General features: G+C 66.6%; 15 protein-coding genes. 9 read left to right on the plus strand and 6 right to left on the minus strand.

Features of this window, described 5'->3' with window-relative positions; genetic code table 11:
* Positions 1 to 39: 39 nt before the first annotated feature.
* Genes ASD13_RS06755 through ASD13_RS06770 form a run of 4 tightly spaced genes read left to right on the plus strand, consistent with a single transcriptional unit; the run spans position 40 to position 4110 of the window.
* Positions 40 to 1275, plus strand: a complete 1236-nt coding sequence (locus ASD13_RS06755) for a hypothetical protein (RefSeq protein ID WP_055867386.1) — start codon at positions 40 to 42, stop codon at positions 1273 to 1275.
* 1 nt (position 1276) lies between these two features.
* The gene (hisD, locus tag ASD13_RS06760; protein ID WP_055867390.1) at positions 1277 to 2581 is read left to right on the plus strand and encodes a histidinol dehydrogenase; all 1305 of its coding nucleotides are present in this window, start codon (positions 1277 to 1279) and stop codon (positions 2579 to 2581) included.
* A gap of 10 nt (positions 2582 to 2591) precedes the next feature.
* Positions 2592 to 3062: a transcriptional regulator NrdR gene (nrdR, locus tag ASD13_RS06765; protein WP_017830243.1), complete on the plus strand. Its 471-nt coding sequence runs from the start codon at positions 2592 to 2594 to the stop codon at positions 3060 to 3062.
* A gap of 10 nt (positions 3063 to 3072) precedes the next feature.
* Positions 3073 to 4110: a quinone-dependent dihydroorotate dehydrogenase gene (locus ASD13_RS06770; RefSeq protein WP_055867392.1), complete on the plus strand. Its 1038-nt coding sequence runs from the start codon at positions 3073 to 3075 to the stop codon at positions 4108 to 4110.
* On the opposite strand, the gene ASD13_RS06775 is transcribed toward ASD13_RS06770, so the two are convergent.
* Positions 4085 to 4657 carry a DUF3043 domain-containing protein gene (locus tag ASD13_RS06775; RefSeq protein WP_017830245.1) on the minus strand — a complete coding sequence of 191 codons (573 nt, stop codon included), beginning with the start codon at positions 4655 to 4657 and terminating at the stop codon, positions 4085 to 4087. The two genes, ASD13_RS06770 and ASD13_RS06775, sit on opposite strands and share 26 nt — an antisense overlap.
* Positions 4658 to 4703: 46 nt before the next feature.
* Between ASD13_RS06775 and ASD13_RS06780 the strand changes: the two genes are divergently transcribed.
* From ASD13_RS06780 to ASD13_RS06800, 5 genes are all read left to right on the plus strand, one after another.
* Positions 4704 to 6107 carry a dipeptidase gene (locus ASD13_RS06780; protein ID WP_055867396.1) on the plus strand — a complete coding sequence of 468 codons (1404 nt, stop codon included), beginning with the start codon at positions 4704 to 4706 and terminating at the stop codon, positions 6105 to 6107.
* Positions 6108 to 6177: 70 nt separating this feature from the next.
* Complete coding sequence (erpA, locus tag ASD13_RS06785; RefSeq protein WP_017830247.1) at positions 6178 to 6540, plus strand: iron-sulfur cluster insertion protein ErpA; 363 nt, start codon at positions 6178 to 6180, stop codon at positions 6538 to 6540.
* A gap of 140 nt (positions 6541 to 6680) precedes the next feature.
* Positions 6681 to 7583, plus strand: a complete 903-nt coding sequence (gene ctaC, locus ASD13_RS06790; RefSeq protein WP_055867399.1) for an aa3-type cytochrome oxidase subunit II — start codon at positions 6681 to 6683, stop codon at positions 7581 to 7583.
* Positions 7584 to 7586: 3 nt separating this feature from the next.
* Complete coding sequence (gene ctaD, locus ASD13_RS06795; protein WP_017830249.1) at positions 7587 to 9320, plus strand: aa3-type cytochrome oxidase subunit I; 1734 nt, start codon at positions 7587 to 7589, stop codon at positions 9318 to 9320.
* Between the two features lie 3 nt (positions 9321 to 9323).
* Positions 9324 to 9758 (plus strand): cytochrome c oxidase subunit 4, encoded by a 435-nt coding sequence (locus tag ASD13_RS06800; RefSeq protein WP_017830250.1) that lies wholly within the window; start codon positions 9324 to 9326, stop codon positions 9756 to 9758.
* Positions 9759 to 9826: 68 nt separating this feature from the next.
* Here ASD13_RS06800 and ASD13_RS06805 read toward each other — a convergent pair whose 3' ends face one another.
* The 5 genes from ASD13_RS06805 to qcrA form a co-directional block, all read right to left on the minus strand.
* Positions 9827 to 10246: a rhodanese-like domain-containing protein gene (locus ASD13_RS06805; RefSeq protein WP_055867402.1), complete on the minus strand. Its 420-nt coding sequence runs from the start codon at positions 10244 to 10246 to the stop codon at positions 9827 to 9829.
* Positions 10247 to 10369: 123 nt separating this feature from the next.
* Positions 10370 to 10882 (minus strand): GNAT family N-acetyltransferase, encoded by a 513-nt coding sequence (locus tag ASD13_RS06810; RefSeq protein WP_055867411.1) that lies wholly within the window; start codon positions 10880 to 10882, stop codon positions 10370 to 10372.
* Between the two features lie 2 nt (positions 10883 to 10884).
* Positions 10885 to 11289 carry a RidA family protein gene (locus ASD13_RS06815; RefSeq protein ID WP_055867414.1) on the minus strand — a complete coding sequence of 135 codons (405 nt, stop codon included), beginning with the start codon at positions 11287 to 11289 and terminating at the stop codon, positions 10885 to 10887.
* A gap of 81 nt (positions 11290 to 11370) precedes the next feature.
* Positions 11371 to 13182, minus strand: a complete 1812-nt coding sequence (gene qcrB / locus ASD13_RS06820; RefSeq protein WP_055867417.1) for a cytochrome bc1 complex cytochrome b subunit — start codon at positions 13180 to 13182, stop codon at positions 11371 to 11373.
* The gene (qcrA, locus tag ASD13_RS06825) at positions 13179 to 14255 is read right to left on the minus strand and encodes a cytochrome bc1 complex Rieske iron-sulfur subunit (protein WP_055867419.1); all 1077 of its coding nucleotides are present in this window, start codon (positions 14253 to 14255) and stop codon (positions 13179 to 13181) included. Before qcrA ends, qcrB begins: the two co-directional genes overlap by 4 nt.
* Positions 14256 to 14282 lie beyond the last annotated feature (27 nt).

Consider the following 14282-nt stretch of genomic DNA (forward strand, 5'->3'; position numbering starts at 1 on the left):
CGAATCACCCCGTCGAGCCCTGTGACGAAAGGACCACGCATGAGCACGGATCTCCCCGAAGCAGAACCCGAGGACGAGGTTTTCGGCGACGATGACGGTGTCCTGTACGACGAAGAGGTCACCCCTGAGTTCGGCATCCTCGGATTCACTCTGCGGGAGCTTCTCATCGTCGGCGTCTGGCTGCTGTCGTTCGTGTTCTCGTTCTTCCCGCTGATCGGCGACCTCTCGCTGTGGAGTGTCGGCATCCAATGGGTGCTCCCGGTCGCCCTCCCGACGGTCGCCGTCTTCCTGCTGGTGCTGCGCCGATTCTCGCCTGAGGGCATCCGCCGGGTCGGTTCGCTCGGCATCGATCAGTTCGCCTCGGTCGCCTTCTCCGTGTCGGCGACGGTCTGGGCCGGCAGCCTCTGGCTGGCGATCTCCGCTGTGGTGTCCACCGGGAACTGGAGCCTCCCGTGGAACGGGGTGGCCATGGTCATCACCTCCCTGGCTCTCGTCGTCCTCACGGTCTTCGCCCCGATCATCCCGGGATTGAAGGAAGACTTCCACGGTCGCCTGGTGACTCTCGCCCACCGCAATGCGAATCCGGTGCGCCCCGTCATCGCGAGACCGCGTCCCGAACCCGTGCCGGTCCCGGAAGCCTCCGAAGAATCCGTCGACACATCCGCCTCGGCGGCATCCTCCGCCGCGCCCGAGGCACACGCCGAGAGCCCGACAGACGTCATCGCGGACGGTTCAGCGTCCCCTCTCGTCGTTGCGCTCGACGACGAGGCATCGGGTCAGCAGGCGACCGACGAGATCGCTCGTTTCGACCTGGCTGCACAGGTGCCGCTGACGGCGCACGCCTCGGGCGGCGGCATCGGCACCGAGCAGGCGAGCACCGACGAGGAGTATGTGCCGGCCTATTCGCGCCGTTCGCGTGGACAGGAGCCGGAGATCGTCTCGGACACCGGAAGCATCGAGTCCCTGCTGGAGACGGCCGCGACCTACGAGACGGGCGCGGTCGAGGAAGAGCCTGCGCCGCTGCTGCTCGAGGGCGTGACCGATGCCGATCTCGAGGCGACGAACCCGCGTGAGAACGCCGCCGTGGCACAGCCGTTCTGGATCCTCGCGCCCTCTGAGCGCGACGTCCACGACGAGCGGGGCGAACCGCTTTTCCGTATCGGTCCGAACGCCTGGGCTCTCGTGATCGAGGACCGTGGGGGTGCGTTCGTCGTCCGACATGACGACGGACGGATCGGCTACCTCCACGACATCTCCGACATCACGAAGGGCTGAAATGCGCACCATCGATCTGCGAGGGCGCGAGCTCTCGCCCGCAGGCATGCTCGCCGCAGTACCCCGGGCGACCCAGGCACGCGCCGAAGCACTCGACACCGCCGCACGCATCGTCGAGGACGTGCGTGACCGCGGCGAGGCCGCTCTTCGCGAGCAGGCCGAGCGTTTCGACGCGGTCACGGACCACGCCGTGCGCGTGCCCGCCGAGCACATCACCACGGCTCTCGCGGAACTCGCTCCCGAGGTGCGCAGTGCGCTCGAGGAGGCCATCCGCCGAGTCCGTCTCGCCTCCGCCGCGCAGGTCCCCGCCACACAGGTCACCAGGATCGGCGAGGGAGCTGTCATCACGCAGCGCTGGCAACCGGTCCACCGTGTGGGCGTGTACATTCCCGGCGGCAAGGCCGTCTACCCGTCGAGCGTGATCATGAACGTCGTCCCCGCGCAGGTCGCCGGCGTCCAGGAGATCGCCCTGGCTTCGCCGCCGCAGGCAGATCAGGGTGGAAGAATTCACCCGACCATCCTCGCGGCAGCAGCGCTGCTGGGTGTGACCGAGGTGTACGCGATGGGCGGCGCCGGCGCGATCGGCGCCCTGGCGTACGGCGTGCCGTCGCTCGGCCTCGATCCGGTCGATGTCGTGTCCGGGCCGGGCAACAACTATGTCGCGTCGGCCAAACGTGCCGTCGCCGGTGTCGTCGGCACGGACTCGGAAGCCGGGGCGACGGAGATCCTCGTGGTCGCCGATGCACACGCGGATCCGCGTCTCATCGCCGCCGACCTCGTGAGCCAGGCCGAGCACGATGAGCAGGCGTCCGCCGTGCTTGTCACCGACGCGGCCGAGCTCGCAGAACAGGTCGCCGTCGAGGTGCAGCGGATCGCCGCGATCACCCGGCACAGCGAACGCGTCGCCGCCGCGCTGTCGGGGCCTCAGTCCGCCATCGTCCTCGTCGATGACAGGGCCATGGCCACGGCGTTCAGCAACGCCTATGCGCCGGAGCACCTCGAACTGCACCTCGTGGATGCCGGAGAGGCGGCCGCCGACTTCACCAGCGCCGGAGCCGTCTTCGTCGGCGACCAGACGCCGGTGAGCCTCGGTGACTACATGGCTGGCAGCAATCACGTGCTGCCGACCGGGGGACAGGCTCGCTATGCTCCCGGGCTCGGCTCGTACACCTTCCTTCGACCGCAGCAGGTGATCTCCTACGACAGGGCTGCGCTGGCGGCCGTGCGCGCCGGGGTCGTCGCCCTCGCCGACACCGAGGTGCTTCCCGCGCACGGTGAAGCGATCGAGGCCCGTTTCACCGCGTAGGATCGGTCAGATGCACTGCCCCTTCTGTCGACACCCCGACTCCCGCGTCATCGATTCACGCACGAGCGACGACGGGCTCTCGATCAGGCGTCGTCGACAGTGCCCGGAGTGCGGCGGCCGTTTCACGACGACCGAGACCGCGAGTCTCAACGTGATCAAGCGTTCCGGTGTGATGGAGCCGTTCAGTCGGGAGAAGGTCATCACGGGTGTGCGGAAGGCCTGCCAAGGGCGCCCGGTGACGGAGGGCGACCTCGCGGTGCTCGCACAGCGCGTGGAGGAGGCCGTCCGACAGACAGGGGTGTCGCAGCTCGACACCAACGAGATCGGTCTCGCCATCCTCGGTCCGCTGCGTGACCTCGATGAGGTCGCGTTCCTGCGCTTCGCCAGTGTCTACCAGGCCTTCGATTCGCTCGAGGATTTCGAGGCCGCGATCACAGATCTGCGCGCCGACCACACGAAGCGGGAGTCCGAGGAGCGGTAATCTGGCAGGGATGTATCCGCTGCTCTTCCGCGCTGTCCTCTCGCGCTTCGATCCCGAGTTCGCCCACCACGCCGGTATGGCGGTGATCCGCGTGCTCGGTGTGCCTCCGTTCTCGTGGGCCACGCGCGCGATCACGCGCCCTGACCCGTCGCTGCGCGTCGAGGCGCTCGGTCTCACCTTCCCCTCGCCGTTCGGCGTCGCCGCGGGCTTCGACAAGAACGCGGTCGGCGTGCGAGGACTCGCCGCTCTCGGCTTCGGACATGTGGAAGTCGGCACCGTGACCGCGATCGCGCAGGAGGGGAACCCGAAGCCGCGGCTGTTCCGTCTCATCGCGGATCGCGCCGTGATCAATCGGATGGGCTTCAACAACGCCGGAGCGGATGCGGCGGCGCGCAGGCTCGCTCGTCTGCGGCGCGGCGCGCCTGACACGATCATCGGGGTCAACATCGGCAAGAGCCGCGTGGTCGAGGTCGAGGATGCGACAGCGGACTACGTGGCCTCGGCGACGCGGCTCGCTCCGCTCGCCGACTACCTGGCCGTGAACGTGTCGTCGCCGAACACTCCGGGTCTGCGAGGACTGCAAGCGGTGGAGACGCTGGCTCCGCTGCTGCGCGCCGTTCGAGAGGCTTCCGGCGCGACCCCGCTGCTCGTCAAGATCGCACCGGATCTTTCCGACGAGGAGATCACGGCGATCGCCCAGATGGCCGTCGCTGAGGGACTCGCGGGAATCATCGCGCACAACACCACCATCAGCCGAGACGGTCTGCTCACGGATCCCGCGACGGTCGAGGCTGCAGGCGCGGGAGGACTGTCAGGTGCACCGCTGAAGAAGCGCTCGCTCGAAGTCCTTCGCGTCGTGCGCGAAGCCGTTCCCGCCGACTTCTGCGTGATCGCCGTCGGGGGAGTGGAGACGCCATCCGACGTGCAGGAGCGCCTTGCGGCCGGTGCGACCCTCGTGCAGGGCTACACCGCTTTCCTGTACCGCGGCCCGTTCTGGGGCCGGGAGATCAACAGGGGACTGATCAGTCGGGGTACTGGCCGCGCTTGACCTGCGGCTTCGGCAGACGCATGAATCGCATCTGCAGGGCGCGCATCGCGGCGTACCAGCCCAGACCGCGCTCGAGACGCTCCTTGCCGAACTTCGCCGCGGCCTTGCGCTTGACGCGCATGCCGAGCAGGATCATGCCGCCGATCGCGATGACGAGGTAACCCATCATCACGATGTATGCGTAGAACGAGATGACCGTGTTCGCCGGCACCAGCGAGGCGAGGATGACCAGGACCATCACTCCCATCACGAACTCGGCCGGGTGCCAGCCCGCATCCACGTAGTCGCGGACCCAGCGGCGCTGCGGGCCCTTGTCGCGGACCGGGAGGTACTTCTCCTCGCCGGCGGCCATGCCGGCCTGCGCTCGTGCGCGACGCTCGTTGAGCTCCGCCTTCGCGGCCGCCTTCGCCTCCTTGGTGTTGGCGACCAGGGGGCGGCGACGAGCTGCCTCCTGCTCCGCACGGGTCGGCGTCGCGCGCCCCTTGCCGACGGCAGTCGTCTCGGGGGTGTCGTCGTTCGTGGAAGGGGAGGTAGGGGTAGTGGACACGGAGTTCCTCGGTTCGCCGGCGGGGGATCACCTTAAGATTACTCGCATGACCTCTCCTGTTCCTCCCCGTGAGTCCGATGCCGCCGTCCTCGAGGCGGTGGCGACCGGGATCCCGTCAGCGCTGTCGGACCTCGGCCACCTCGTGCGCATTCCGGGGATGGCCTGGCCCGCGTTCGATCAGACCCAGCTGGAGCGCAGCGCGGAAGCCGTGGCCGCGCTGGCGTCGGGCACCGGAGTCTTCGACGAGGTGCGCGTCCTCCGCGCCGCGATTCCCGGCACCGACGAGCAGGGGCAGCCGGCCGTCCTCGCCACGCGCGCGGCCCGCAACGGCAAGCCCACGATCCTTCTGTACGCGCACCACGACGTGCAGCCTCCGGGAGACGATGCCCTCTGGGAGACCCCGCCGTTCGAGCCGACGGTGCGCGACGGGCGTCTCTACGGGCGCGGTGCGGCCGACGACAAGGCCGGCATCATGTCGCATATCGCCTCGATCCGCGCGGTGAGCGAGGTGCTCGGCGATGACCTCGACCTCGGCATCGCGATGTTCATCGAAGGGGAGGAGGAGTACGGGTCCCGTTCGTTCGCCCAGTTCCTCTCCGACAACAAGGATGCTCTCCGCGCCGACGCCATCGTCGTGGCCGACTCGGGCAACTGGGACTCCGTGACTCCCGGTCTCACCGTCTCCCTCCGCGGCAACGCCCGGTTCACGATGCGCGTGCGCACCCTGGACCACGCCTCGCACTCCGGAATGTTCGGCGGCGCCGTACCCGACGCGATGATGGCGACCGTCACGCTGCTGTCCACGCTGTGGAACGCCGACGGCTCGGTGGCGGTCGAGGGGATGACCGAGCGCGACGCCCCCACTCCCGACTACACCGAGGCGACGCTGCGGGACGAGGCGGGACTCCTTCCCGGCACCACTCCCATCGGGGACGGCAGCATCCTCAGCCGGATCTGGAACAAGCCGTCGGTCACGGTGATCGGGATCGACGCCACCAGCGTGGCGGCAGCCTCCAATACGCTGCTCCCCGAGGTCACCGTCGTGATCAGCGCTCGCGTGGCTCCTGGCCAGAGCGGCCAGGAGGCATACGAGGCCTTGGAGCGCCACCTCCGCGCACACGCACCGTTCGGTGCCGAGCTCACCTTCTCGGATGTCGACCTCGGCGACGGTTTCCTCGTGGACACCAGCGGCTGGGCGGTCGCGCTGACCCGGGACGCGATGCGCGACGGGTACGGGGTGCCTCCGGTGGACCTGGGCGTGGGTGGATCGATCCCGTTCATCGCCGACCTGGTGCGGGAATTCCCCGCTGCACAGATCCTCGTCACTGGTGTCGAGGACCCGCATTCGCGCGCGCACAGCCCGAATGAGTCGCTGCACCTCGACACCTTCCGCCACGCGGTCGCGACCGAGGCGCTGCTGCTCGCTCGCATGAATGCCGCAGAACTCTGAGCCTCCCCGCATCTGCGGCGGTAGAATCGTCCGAGAAGCCGTGCACCTGCGGCCCGTCACAAGGAGCGACATGAGCGACACCACACTCTCCCCAGAGACCACCCGCGCACACGGCGTCACCCTGACCGACGCTGCCGCCACGAAGGTGAAGAACCTCCTCGAGCAGGAAGGCCGCGATGACCTGCGTCTGCGCGTCGCGGTGCAGCCGGGCGGGTGTTCGGGGCTGATCTACCAGCTCTACTTCGACGAGCGCTACCTCGAGGGCGACGAGACCGTCGACTTCGACGGCGTCGAGGTCATCATCGACAACATGAGCGTCCCGTACCTCGACGGAGCGGCGATCGACTTCAAGGACACCATCTCCGAGCAGGGGTTCACGATCGACAACCCCAACGCAGCGGGCAGCTGCGCCTGTGGCGACAGCTTCCACTGACCCTCGCTTCGCCGACTCGGCCGTCGTCACCACTGGTGACGGCGGCCGTTCTGGTTCCGGAACCTGCGTGGATGGCATGAATCAGGTGTGAGGTTGCCCTAGACTTGGGTGTGCTCTGTTCGCGATCTGAAAGGTGCATCGTGCCCTCGAAACGCAGCCTTCGTTGGGCCGCCCTCCCTGTGGGAGTTGCGGCAGCCTTGGCCCTGGCGGGATGCTCTCCCACCGAGCTGAACGGCTTTCTTCCGGGCTTCGTGGAGGGTGGCCCCGCAGCCACCAACCAGACCGAGCGCGTCTCCTCGCTCTGGGTGAACTCCTGGATCGTGCTTCTCGCCGTCGGCATCATCACCTGGGGCCTGATGGCCTGGGCTGCGATCGCCTACCGCCGCCGCAAGGGCCAGACCGGTCTTCCGGTGCAGATGCGCTACAACATGCCGATCGAGATCTTCTACACGATCGTGCCGCTCATCCTCGTGCTGGGAATGTTCTTCTTCACCGCTCGTGATCAGACCGAGATCGAAGCCAAGTGGGACCAGCCCGACGTCGAGGTCACCGCGATCGCGAAGCAGTGGGCGTGGGACTTCCAGTACGACGGCGACGAGAAGGACAACTCCGACGCCGTGTGGACCATGGGCATCCAGGCCCAGCCCGACAAGGACGGCAACATCGACCAGGCGCAGCTGCCGACGCTGGTGCTGCCCGTCGACAAGAAGGTGACGATCAACCTTCAGTCCCGTGACGTCATCCACTCCTTCTGGATCATCGACTTCCTCTACAAGAAGGACATGTTCATCGGGAAGGACAACTCCTGGTCGTTCATCCCGACGCGAGAGGGCGAGTACGCCGGTAAGTGCGCCGAGCTCTGCGGCGAGTACCACTCGATGATGCTCTTCAACGTGAAGGTCGTCTCGCAGAGCGAGTACGACTCCTACCTCGCGTCGCTCGAGGAGCAGGGCAACACCGGTGACATCACCGGCGCCTACGACCGTCTCTCGAACCTCCCGGGGACGACCCCGAAGACCGACACCGAGGAAGGAGGGGAGTAAGCCATGTCGACCACAGAAGCTCCCCGTACCGACGAGTCTCCCCGCTCGCGTCCTAACACCCTGCCTGCACGCCAGGCTGCTCTGATGAGCTCCTCGCGTGTGGAGCAGAAGGGCAACATCGTCGTCAAGTGGATCACCTCCACGGACCACAAGACCATCGGGTACATGTACCTGATCGCCTCGGTGATGTTCTTCCTGCTCGGCGGCGTGATGGCACTCGTCATCCGTGCCGAACTGTTCGCGCCGGGCATGCAGATCATCCCGACGAAGGAGCAGTACAACCAGCTGTTCACGATGCACGGCACGATCATGCTGCTGATGTTCGCGACGCCGCTGTTCGCCGGCTTCGCCAACGCCATCCTGCCGCTGCAGATCGGTGCTCCCGACGTCGCCTTCCCGCGTCTGAACGCCTTCGCGTTCTGGCTCTTCCTCTTCGGCTCCACCATCGCGGTCGCCGGCTTCCTCACCCCGCAGGGCGCGGCCTCCTTCGGATGGTTCGCCTATCAGCCGCTGGCAGGAGCATCCTTCTCGCCGGGGGCGGGTGGAAACCTGTGGATGGTCGGCCTCGGCATCTCCGGTTTCGGAACGATCCTCGGTGCCGTGAACTTCATCACGACGATCATCACGATGCGTGCGCCCGGCATGACGATGTGGCGCATGCCGATCTTCTCGTGGAACACGCTGATCACGAGCCTGCTCATCCTGATGGCGTTCCCCGTTCTCGCAGCCGCGATCTTCGCTGCAGCGGCAGACCGCATCCTGGGCGCTCACATCTACGACCCGGCCAACGGTGGTGTCCTGCTCTGGCAGCACCTGTTCTGGTTCTTCGGTCACCCTGAGGTGTACATCATCGCGCTGCCGTTCTTCGGCATCGTCTCCGAGATCTTCCCGGTCTTCAGCCGCAAGCCGATCTTCGGATACAAGACCCTCGTCTACGCGACGATCGCCATCGCGGCGCTCTCGGTCGCGGTGTGGGCTCACCACATGTACGTGACGGGCTCGGTCCTGCTTCCGTTCTTCGCGCTGATGACCATGCTGATCGCCGTGCCGACGGGTGTGAAGATCTTCAACTGGATCGGCACGCTCTGGCGAGGGTCCGTGACATTCGAGACTCCGATGGTCTTCTCCCTCGGCTTCCTCGTGTCCTTCGTCTTCGGTGGTCTGACCGGCGTCATCCTGGCAGCACCGCCGCTGGACTTCGCCCTCTCCGACTCGTACTTCGTCGTCGCTCACTTCCACTACGTGGTGTTCGGAACCGTGGTGTTCGCCATGTTCGCCGGCTTCTACTTCTGGTGGCCGAAGTGGACCGGACGCATGCTGAACGAGCGCCTCGGCTACGTGCACTTCTGGCTGCTGTTCATCGGCTTCCACATGACCTTCCTCATCCAGCACTGGCTGGGCGTTGACGGCATGGTGCGTCGTTACGCCGACTACTCGGAGGCGGACGGCTGGACCTGGCAGAACCAGGTCTCGACGATCGGTGCGATCATCCTCGGCGCCTCGATGCTGCCCTTCTTCCTGAACGTCTGGATCACGGCGCGCAAGGCTCCGAAGGTCACGGTCAACGACCCGTGGGGCTACGGCGGATCGCTCGAGTGGGCGACCTCCTGCCCGCCGCCGCGACACAACTTCACGTCGATCCCGCGCATCCGCAGCGAGCGTCCTGCGTTCGATCTGAATCACCCCGAAGCCGCCGAGTTCGCTACGACGGCTCCCGGCGAGCGAGAGGCCCACTAAGTCATGCGCGACAATGTCATTCTCTGGTGGATCCTGACGGCGTTCTTCGCCCTCGTCGGTGTGGTCTACACCGGCTGGCACATCCTGGCCACGCCGGCGGACAACTTCGCCATGCGGATCGAGTGGGTCGGAACGGTCGCCCTGTTCTTCGGCGCCTTCATGGGAGCCATGATCGCGTTCTACCTCGACCGCACGCACAAGGCTCAGCGGGGCGAGCTTCCCGAGGACATCCTGACGTCCGACATCGATGACGGTGACCCGGAGCTGGGCGAGTTCAGCCCGTGGTCCTGGTGGCCGATCGTGCTGGCGGCCTCGGCGGGAGTCTTCGTCGTCGGTCTCGCGGTCGGACACTTCCTTCTGCCGATCGGTCTCGCGATCTTCGTGGTCGCCATCGTCGGCTGGGTGTACGAGTACTACCGCGGCAACTTCGCCCGCTGATACTTCCTCATCGAAGAAGGCCCCCGGATTCCTCCGGGGGCCTTCTTCGTGTGCGGACGGCGCCGCGATCAGGCGCGGGCACGGATGCGGGGGATGCCGGTCAGCGGATCGACCGGACGGTGGTGGACGCCATCCGAGTCCTCGACCGCGTACCCTTCTCTGACCCAGTACTCGAAGCCGCCGATCATCTCGCGGACTCGGTAGCCGAGACGGGCGAACTCGAGCGCGCCCTTCGCGCCGGCGTTGCATCCGGGACTCCAGCAGTAGACGACGACGTCAGCGTCCTTCGGCACCTCCGCGGGTGCACGAGCGGAGATCTCGCTGTAGTGCATGTGCACGGCGCCGGCGACGCGGCCCTGCGCCCAGGCTGCGTCGGAGCGGACGTCGACGACGACGATGCTCTCGCCTGACTCCAGGGCGGCATGCACGTCGCTGGGGTCTGTCTCATAGGCCAGCTTGGCAGCGAAGAAGTCGGTGCGATCGATCATGACCTCAGCCTAGGGAGGCGGCGTCGTCGTCCCCAGCGGATTCCGGATTCCGGTCGGCCGGCGTCCGATTGCCGTCAACGACAGCCGAACAGAGCGCGTGACGGTGCTCGGAGCGCCGACTGGTCAGAGCGTGGCGGTCATCTGCACACGAGGTCCGTGCTCGAAGAGTCCCAGACTCTCTTCGATGGCCACGAGCTCTCGGAGCAGCGCCGTGTCCGGTTCGCTCTCGACAAAGCCGCACGAAGCGTAGAACGGCGCGTTCCAGGGCACTTCGGTGTAGGTGCGCAGCGTGACGTCGGTGTGGCCGCGTCGCCGCGCCTCCGCCAGCGCGGCCGCGACGAGCTGACGACCGATGCCACGACGTCCGAACGAGGGGAGTACCGAGAGCTGCTCGAGATGGGCGTGTCCGTCGATCTCGAGGACATGGACGAAGCCGACGACGATCGGTGCCGTGATGTCGTGGGTGAGCTCGGCGACCAGGACGAACCCCGGTGACTCCGTACGATCCTGCGGCGGCGTCGGGGGAGGCCAAGTGACCGCGCCGAACAGGTCGATGAGCAGGGCATCGGCGGCGCGCTCGATCTGTTCGGTCAGCGCATCGTCCCTCGGCGTGGAAGGGCGTATGACGATGTCCATGATCAGTCGGTGACGGCGGCGATCGCTTCGATCTCCACGAGCTGATGGTCGTAGCCGAGCACGGTGACGCCCAGGAGGGTGCTGGGGACGTCGTGAGCGCCGAAAGCGGCATGGACCACGTCCCAGGCCGTCACGAGGTCGGCCTGCGCGGAGGAGGCCACCAGGACCCGGGTGCTGATGACATCCGTGAGCGTGGCGCCGGCCACGTCGAGCGCCGCCTGCAGGGTCTCCACACAGCGCGCCGCCTGGGCCGCGTAGTCGCCCGGTGCCGCGGTCGTGCCGTCATCGTTCAGGGGGCATGCTCCGGCGAGGAAGATGAGCCGGGATCCCGCCGGTGCGGTCGCGGCGTAGGCGTAAGGAGTGTCGGCGAGGGAGGTGGCGCGGATCAGCTGGACGGCGGATGACATGGGTGGATCCTCTCATTCGGGTACTAACGATGAAGGCCCCGTCCGTATGGACGAGGCCTTCATCAGATGGGGGAGTGGCGACTACTCGCCGTCCTCCGACTTCTTGCGAGGCTTCTTCACCGGCTCGGTCGCGATGACCGTGCTGGGGGTGTTCGGCGTCTCGTCGACGTGCGTCTCATCGACCGTGAGCGGGGCGTCGGGGAAGCCTGCGCGCTCGTGAGCGCCCTGGATCTCCGCGGCCTCGGTCTCGTCGTTGTGAGCCGTGACGTGGTGCTGGTGAGCGTCTGCTGCCTCGACCTCGGCCTGCGTGAGCGGTGCCAGGCGGTCTTCGAAGAACCAGCGGGAGATCGAGGAGCGGAGGTTCTCCGTCCACGGGATACGTCCCTTGGCGTTCGGGCGGACCACGAGGGGCTCGTACGTGTCGACGTCGATGAGCTTCCAACGGTCGTACTTGTCGACCGGCTGGTGCACCTCGATGAACTCTCCGCCGGGAAGGCGGACGATGCGACCGGACTCGAAGCCGTGCAGCACGATCTCGCGGTCCTTCTTCTGCAGCGCGATGCAGATGCGCTTCGTGACGAAGTAGCCGAGGATCGGGCCCAGGAAGAGCATCGCCTGCAGCGTGTGGATGACGCCTTCCATCGTGAGCATGAAGTGCGTCGCGATGAGGTCGGACGAGGCTGCAGCCCAAAGCACCGCGTAGAAGATGACACCGGCCACACCGATCGCCGTGCGCGTCGCGGCGTTGCGCGGGCGCTGAGCGATGTGGTGCTCGCGCTTGTCGCCCGTGACCCACGCCTCGATGAAGGGGTAGATCGCGACGAGCACGATGAACAGACCGAGCACGAGGACCGGCGCGATGATGCCGAACGACCAGGTGTGGTCGAGGAAGACGATGTCCCAGTTCGACGGTGCCAGACGCAGGGCGCCGTCGGCGAAGCCGATGTACCAGTCCGGCTGCGTGCCGGCGGAGACGGGGGACGGGTCGTACGGTCCGTAGTTCCAGATCGGGTTGATCTGGAAGAAGGTCGCGATCAGCACGATGGTGCCGAAGACGATGAACAGGTATCCGCCCATCTTCGACATGTACACCGGCATCATCGGGTAGCCCACGACGTTGTCGTTCGTGCGGCCGGGGCCGGCGAACTGCGTGTGCTTGTTGATGATCATGAGCATCAGGTGCACCACGATCAGTGCGATGACGAGCATGGGCAGCAGCAGGATGTGCAGCGTGTACAGGCGTCCGACGATGTCGGTACCGGGGAACTCTCCGCCGAAGAGGAGGAACGAGGTCCAGGTGCCGATCAGGGGGAGGCCCTTGATCATGCCGTCGATGATGCGAAGACCGTTGCCCGAGAGCAGGTCGTCGGGAAGCGAGTAGCCGGTGAAGCCCTCTGCCATCGCGAGGATGAAGAGGATGAATCCGATCACCCAGTTGAGCTCACGCGGCTTGCGGAACGCACCGGTGAAGAACACGCGGAGCATGTGCACGCCGATTCCGGCGATGAACACCAGCGCGGCCCAGTGGTGGATCTGACGGACCAGCAGACCGCCTCGCAGGTCGAAGGAGATGTGCAGCGACGATTCCAGCGCTGCGGACATCTCGATTCCACGCATCGGCGCGTAGGCGCCGGTGTAGTGGGTCTCGACCATCGACGCGTCGAAGAAGAACGTCAGGAAGGTTCCGGAGAGGAACACGACGACGAAGCTCCACAGCGCGATCTCACCCAGCATGAACGACCAGTGGTCGGGGAAGATCTTGCGTCCGAGCTCCTTGACGAAGCCGGAGAGGCTGGTGCGCTCATCGATGTAGTTCGACGCGGCACCGACGAAGCGGCCGCCGAGAGGTGCCTTGGTGTCGTTGTCGTCTTTGGACAGCGTTGCGGTGCTCAATGGCGCTCCCAGAAGCTCGGGCCGACGGGTTCCGTGAAGTCGCTGCGTGCGATCAGGTAGCCCTCGTCATCGACGGTGATGGGCAGCTGCGGCAGCGGACGTGCCGCCGGGCCGAAGATGACCTTTGCGTGGTCCGTGACGTCGAACTGCGACTGGTGGCACGGGCACAGCAGGTGGTGGGTCTGCTGCTCGTACAGTGCCACGGGGCAACCGACGTGCGTGCAGACCTTGGAGTAGGCGACGATGCCGTCGTAGGACCAGTCCTTGCGGTCCTCGGCCTCGATCAGCTGCTCGGGGCGCAGACGCATCATCAGCACGATGGCCTTGGCCTTCTCTTCGAGGTAGCCGTCGTGGTGGCTCAGCGTCGCGAGCTCTTCCGGGATCACATGGAACGCGGAGCCGAGCGTGACATCAGCGGCGCGGATCGGGGTGCCGTCGGGGTCGCGCACCAGGCGCGCTCCCTCTTCCCACATCGTGTGCTTGAGCAGCACGACCGGGTCGCCCGCCGTGGGGTCTTCCGGAGTGGAGTGCGGCGCCAGGCCACGGAACAGCGTCACGCCGGGGATGATCGAGGCGACGATCGCTGCGAACAGCGAGTTGCGGATCATCGAGCGACGGCCGAAGCCGGACTCCTCGTTCGCGTCGGAGAAGGCCTTGATGGCAGCTTCGCGCGTTGCGTCCGTGCCACGGGTGGGGTGGCGGTGCTCGATGAACTCCTTGTCGGACATGAGCGCCTTGGACCAGTGGATCGCACCGATACCGAGGGCCAGCAACGCGAGGGCGATGCCGAGACCGATCAAGAGGTTGTTCTGCCGGATGTCGATGAGCGCGCCGCTCTCGATCGGGAACAGCATGTAGGCGGCGACCGCCCAGATGCTGCCGGCGAGCGAGAGGTAGAACAGCGTGTAGACAGTGCGGACAGCGGCCTTCTCAGCGCGCGGGTCCTTGTCGGTCATCCGCTCGCGGTGCGGCGGAAGCCCGGGGTTCTGCACGGGATCGCTGACTGCGACACCCAGCCCCGGAGAGGGCTGGTAGGCCCTGTCAAGAGCCTGCGAGTCGTCGTCGTGTGCCATGGTGCTCCTCGTACGTTCCTCTTCGAT

The sequence above is a fragment of the Microbacterium sp. Root1433D1 genome (genome assembly GCF_001426835.1).
Classification (GTDB): domain Bacteria; phylum Actinomycetota; class Actinomycetes; order Actinomycetales; family Microbacteriaceae; genus Microbacterium; species Microbacterium maritypicum.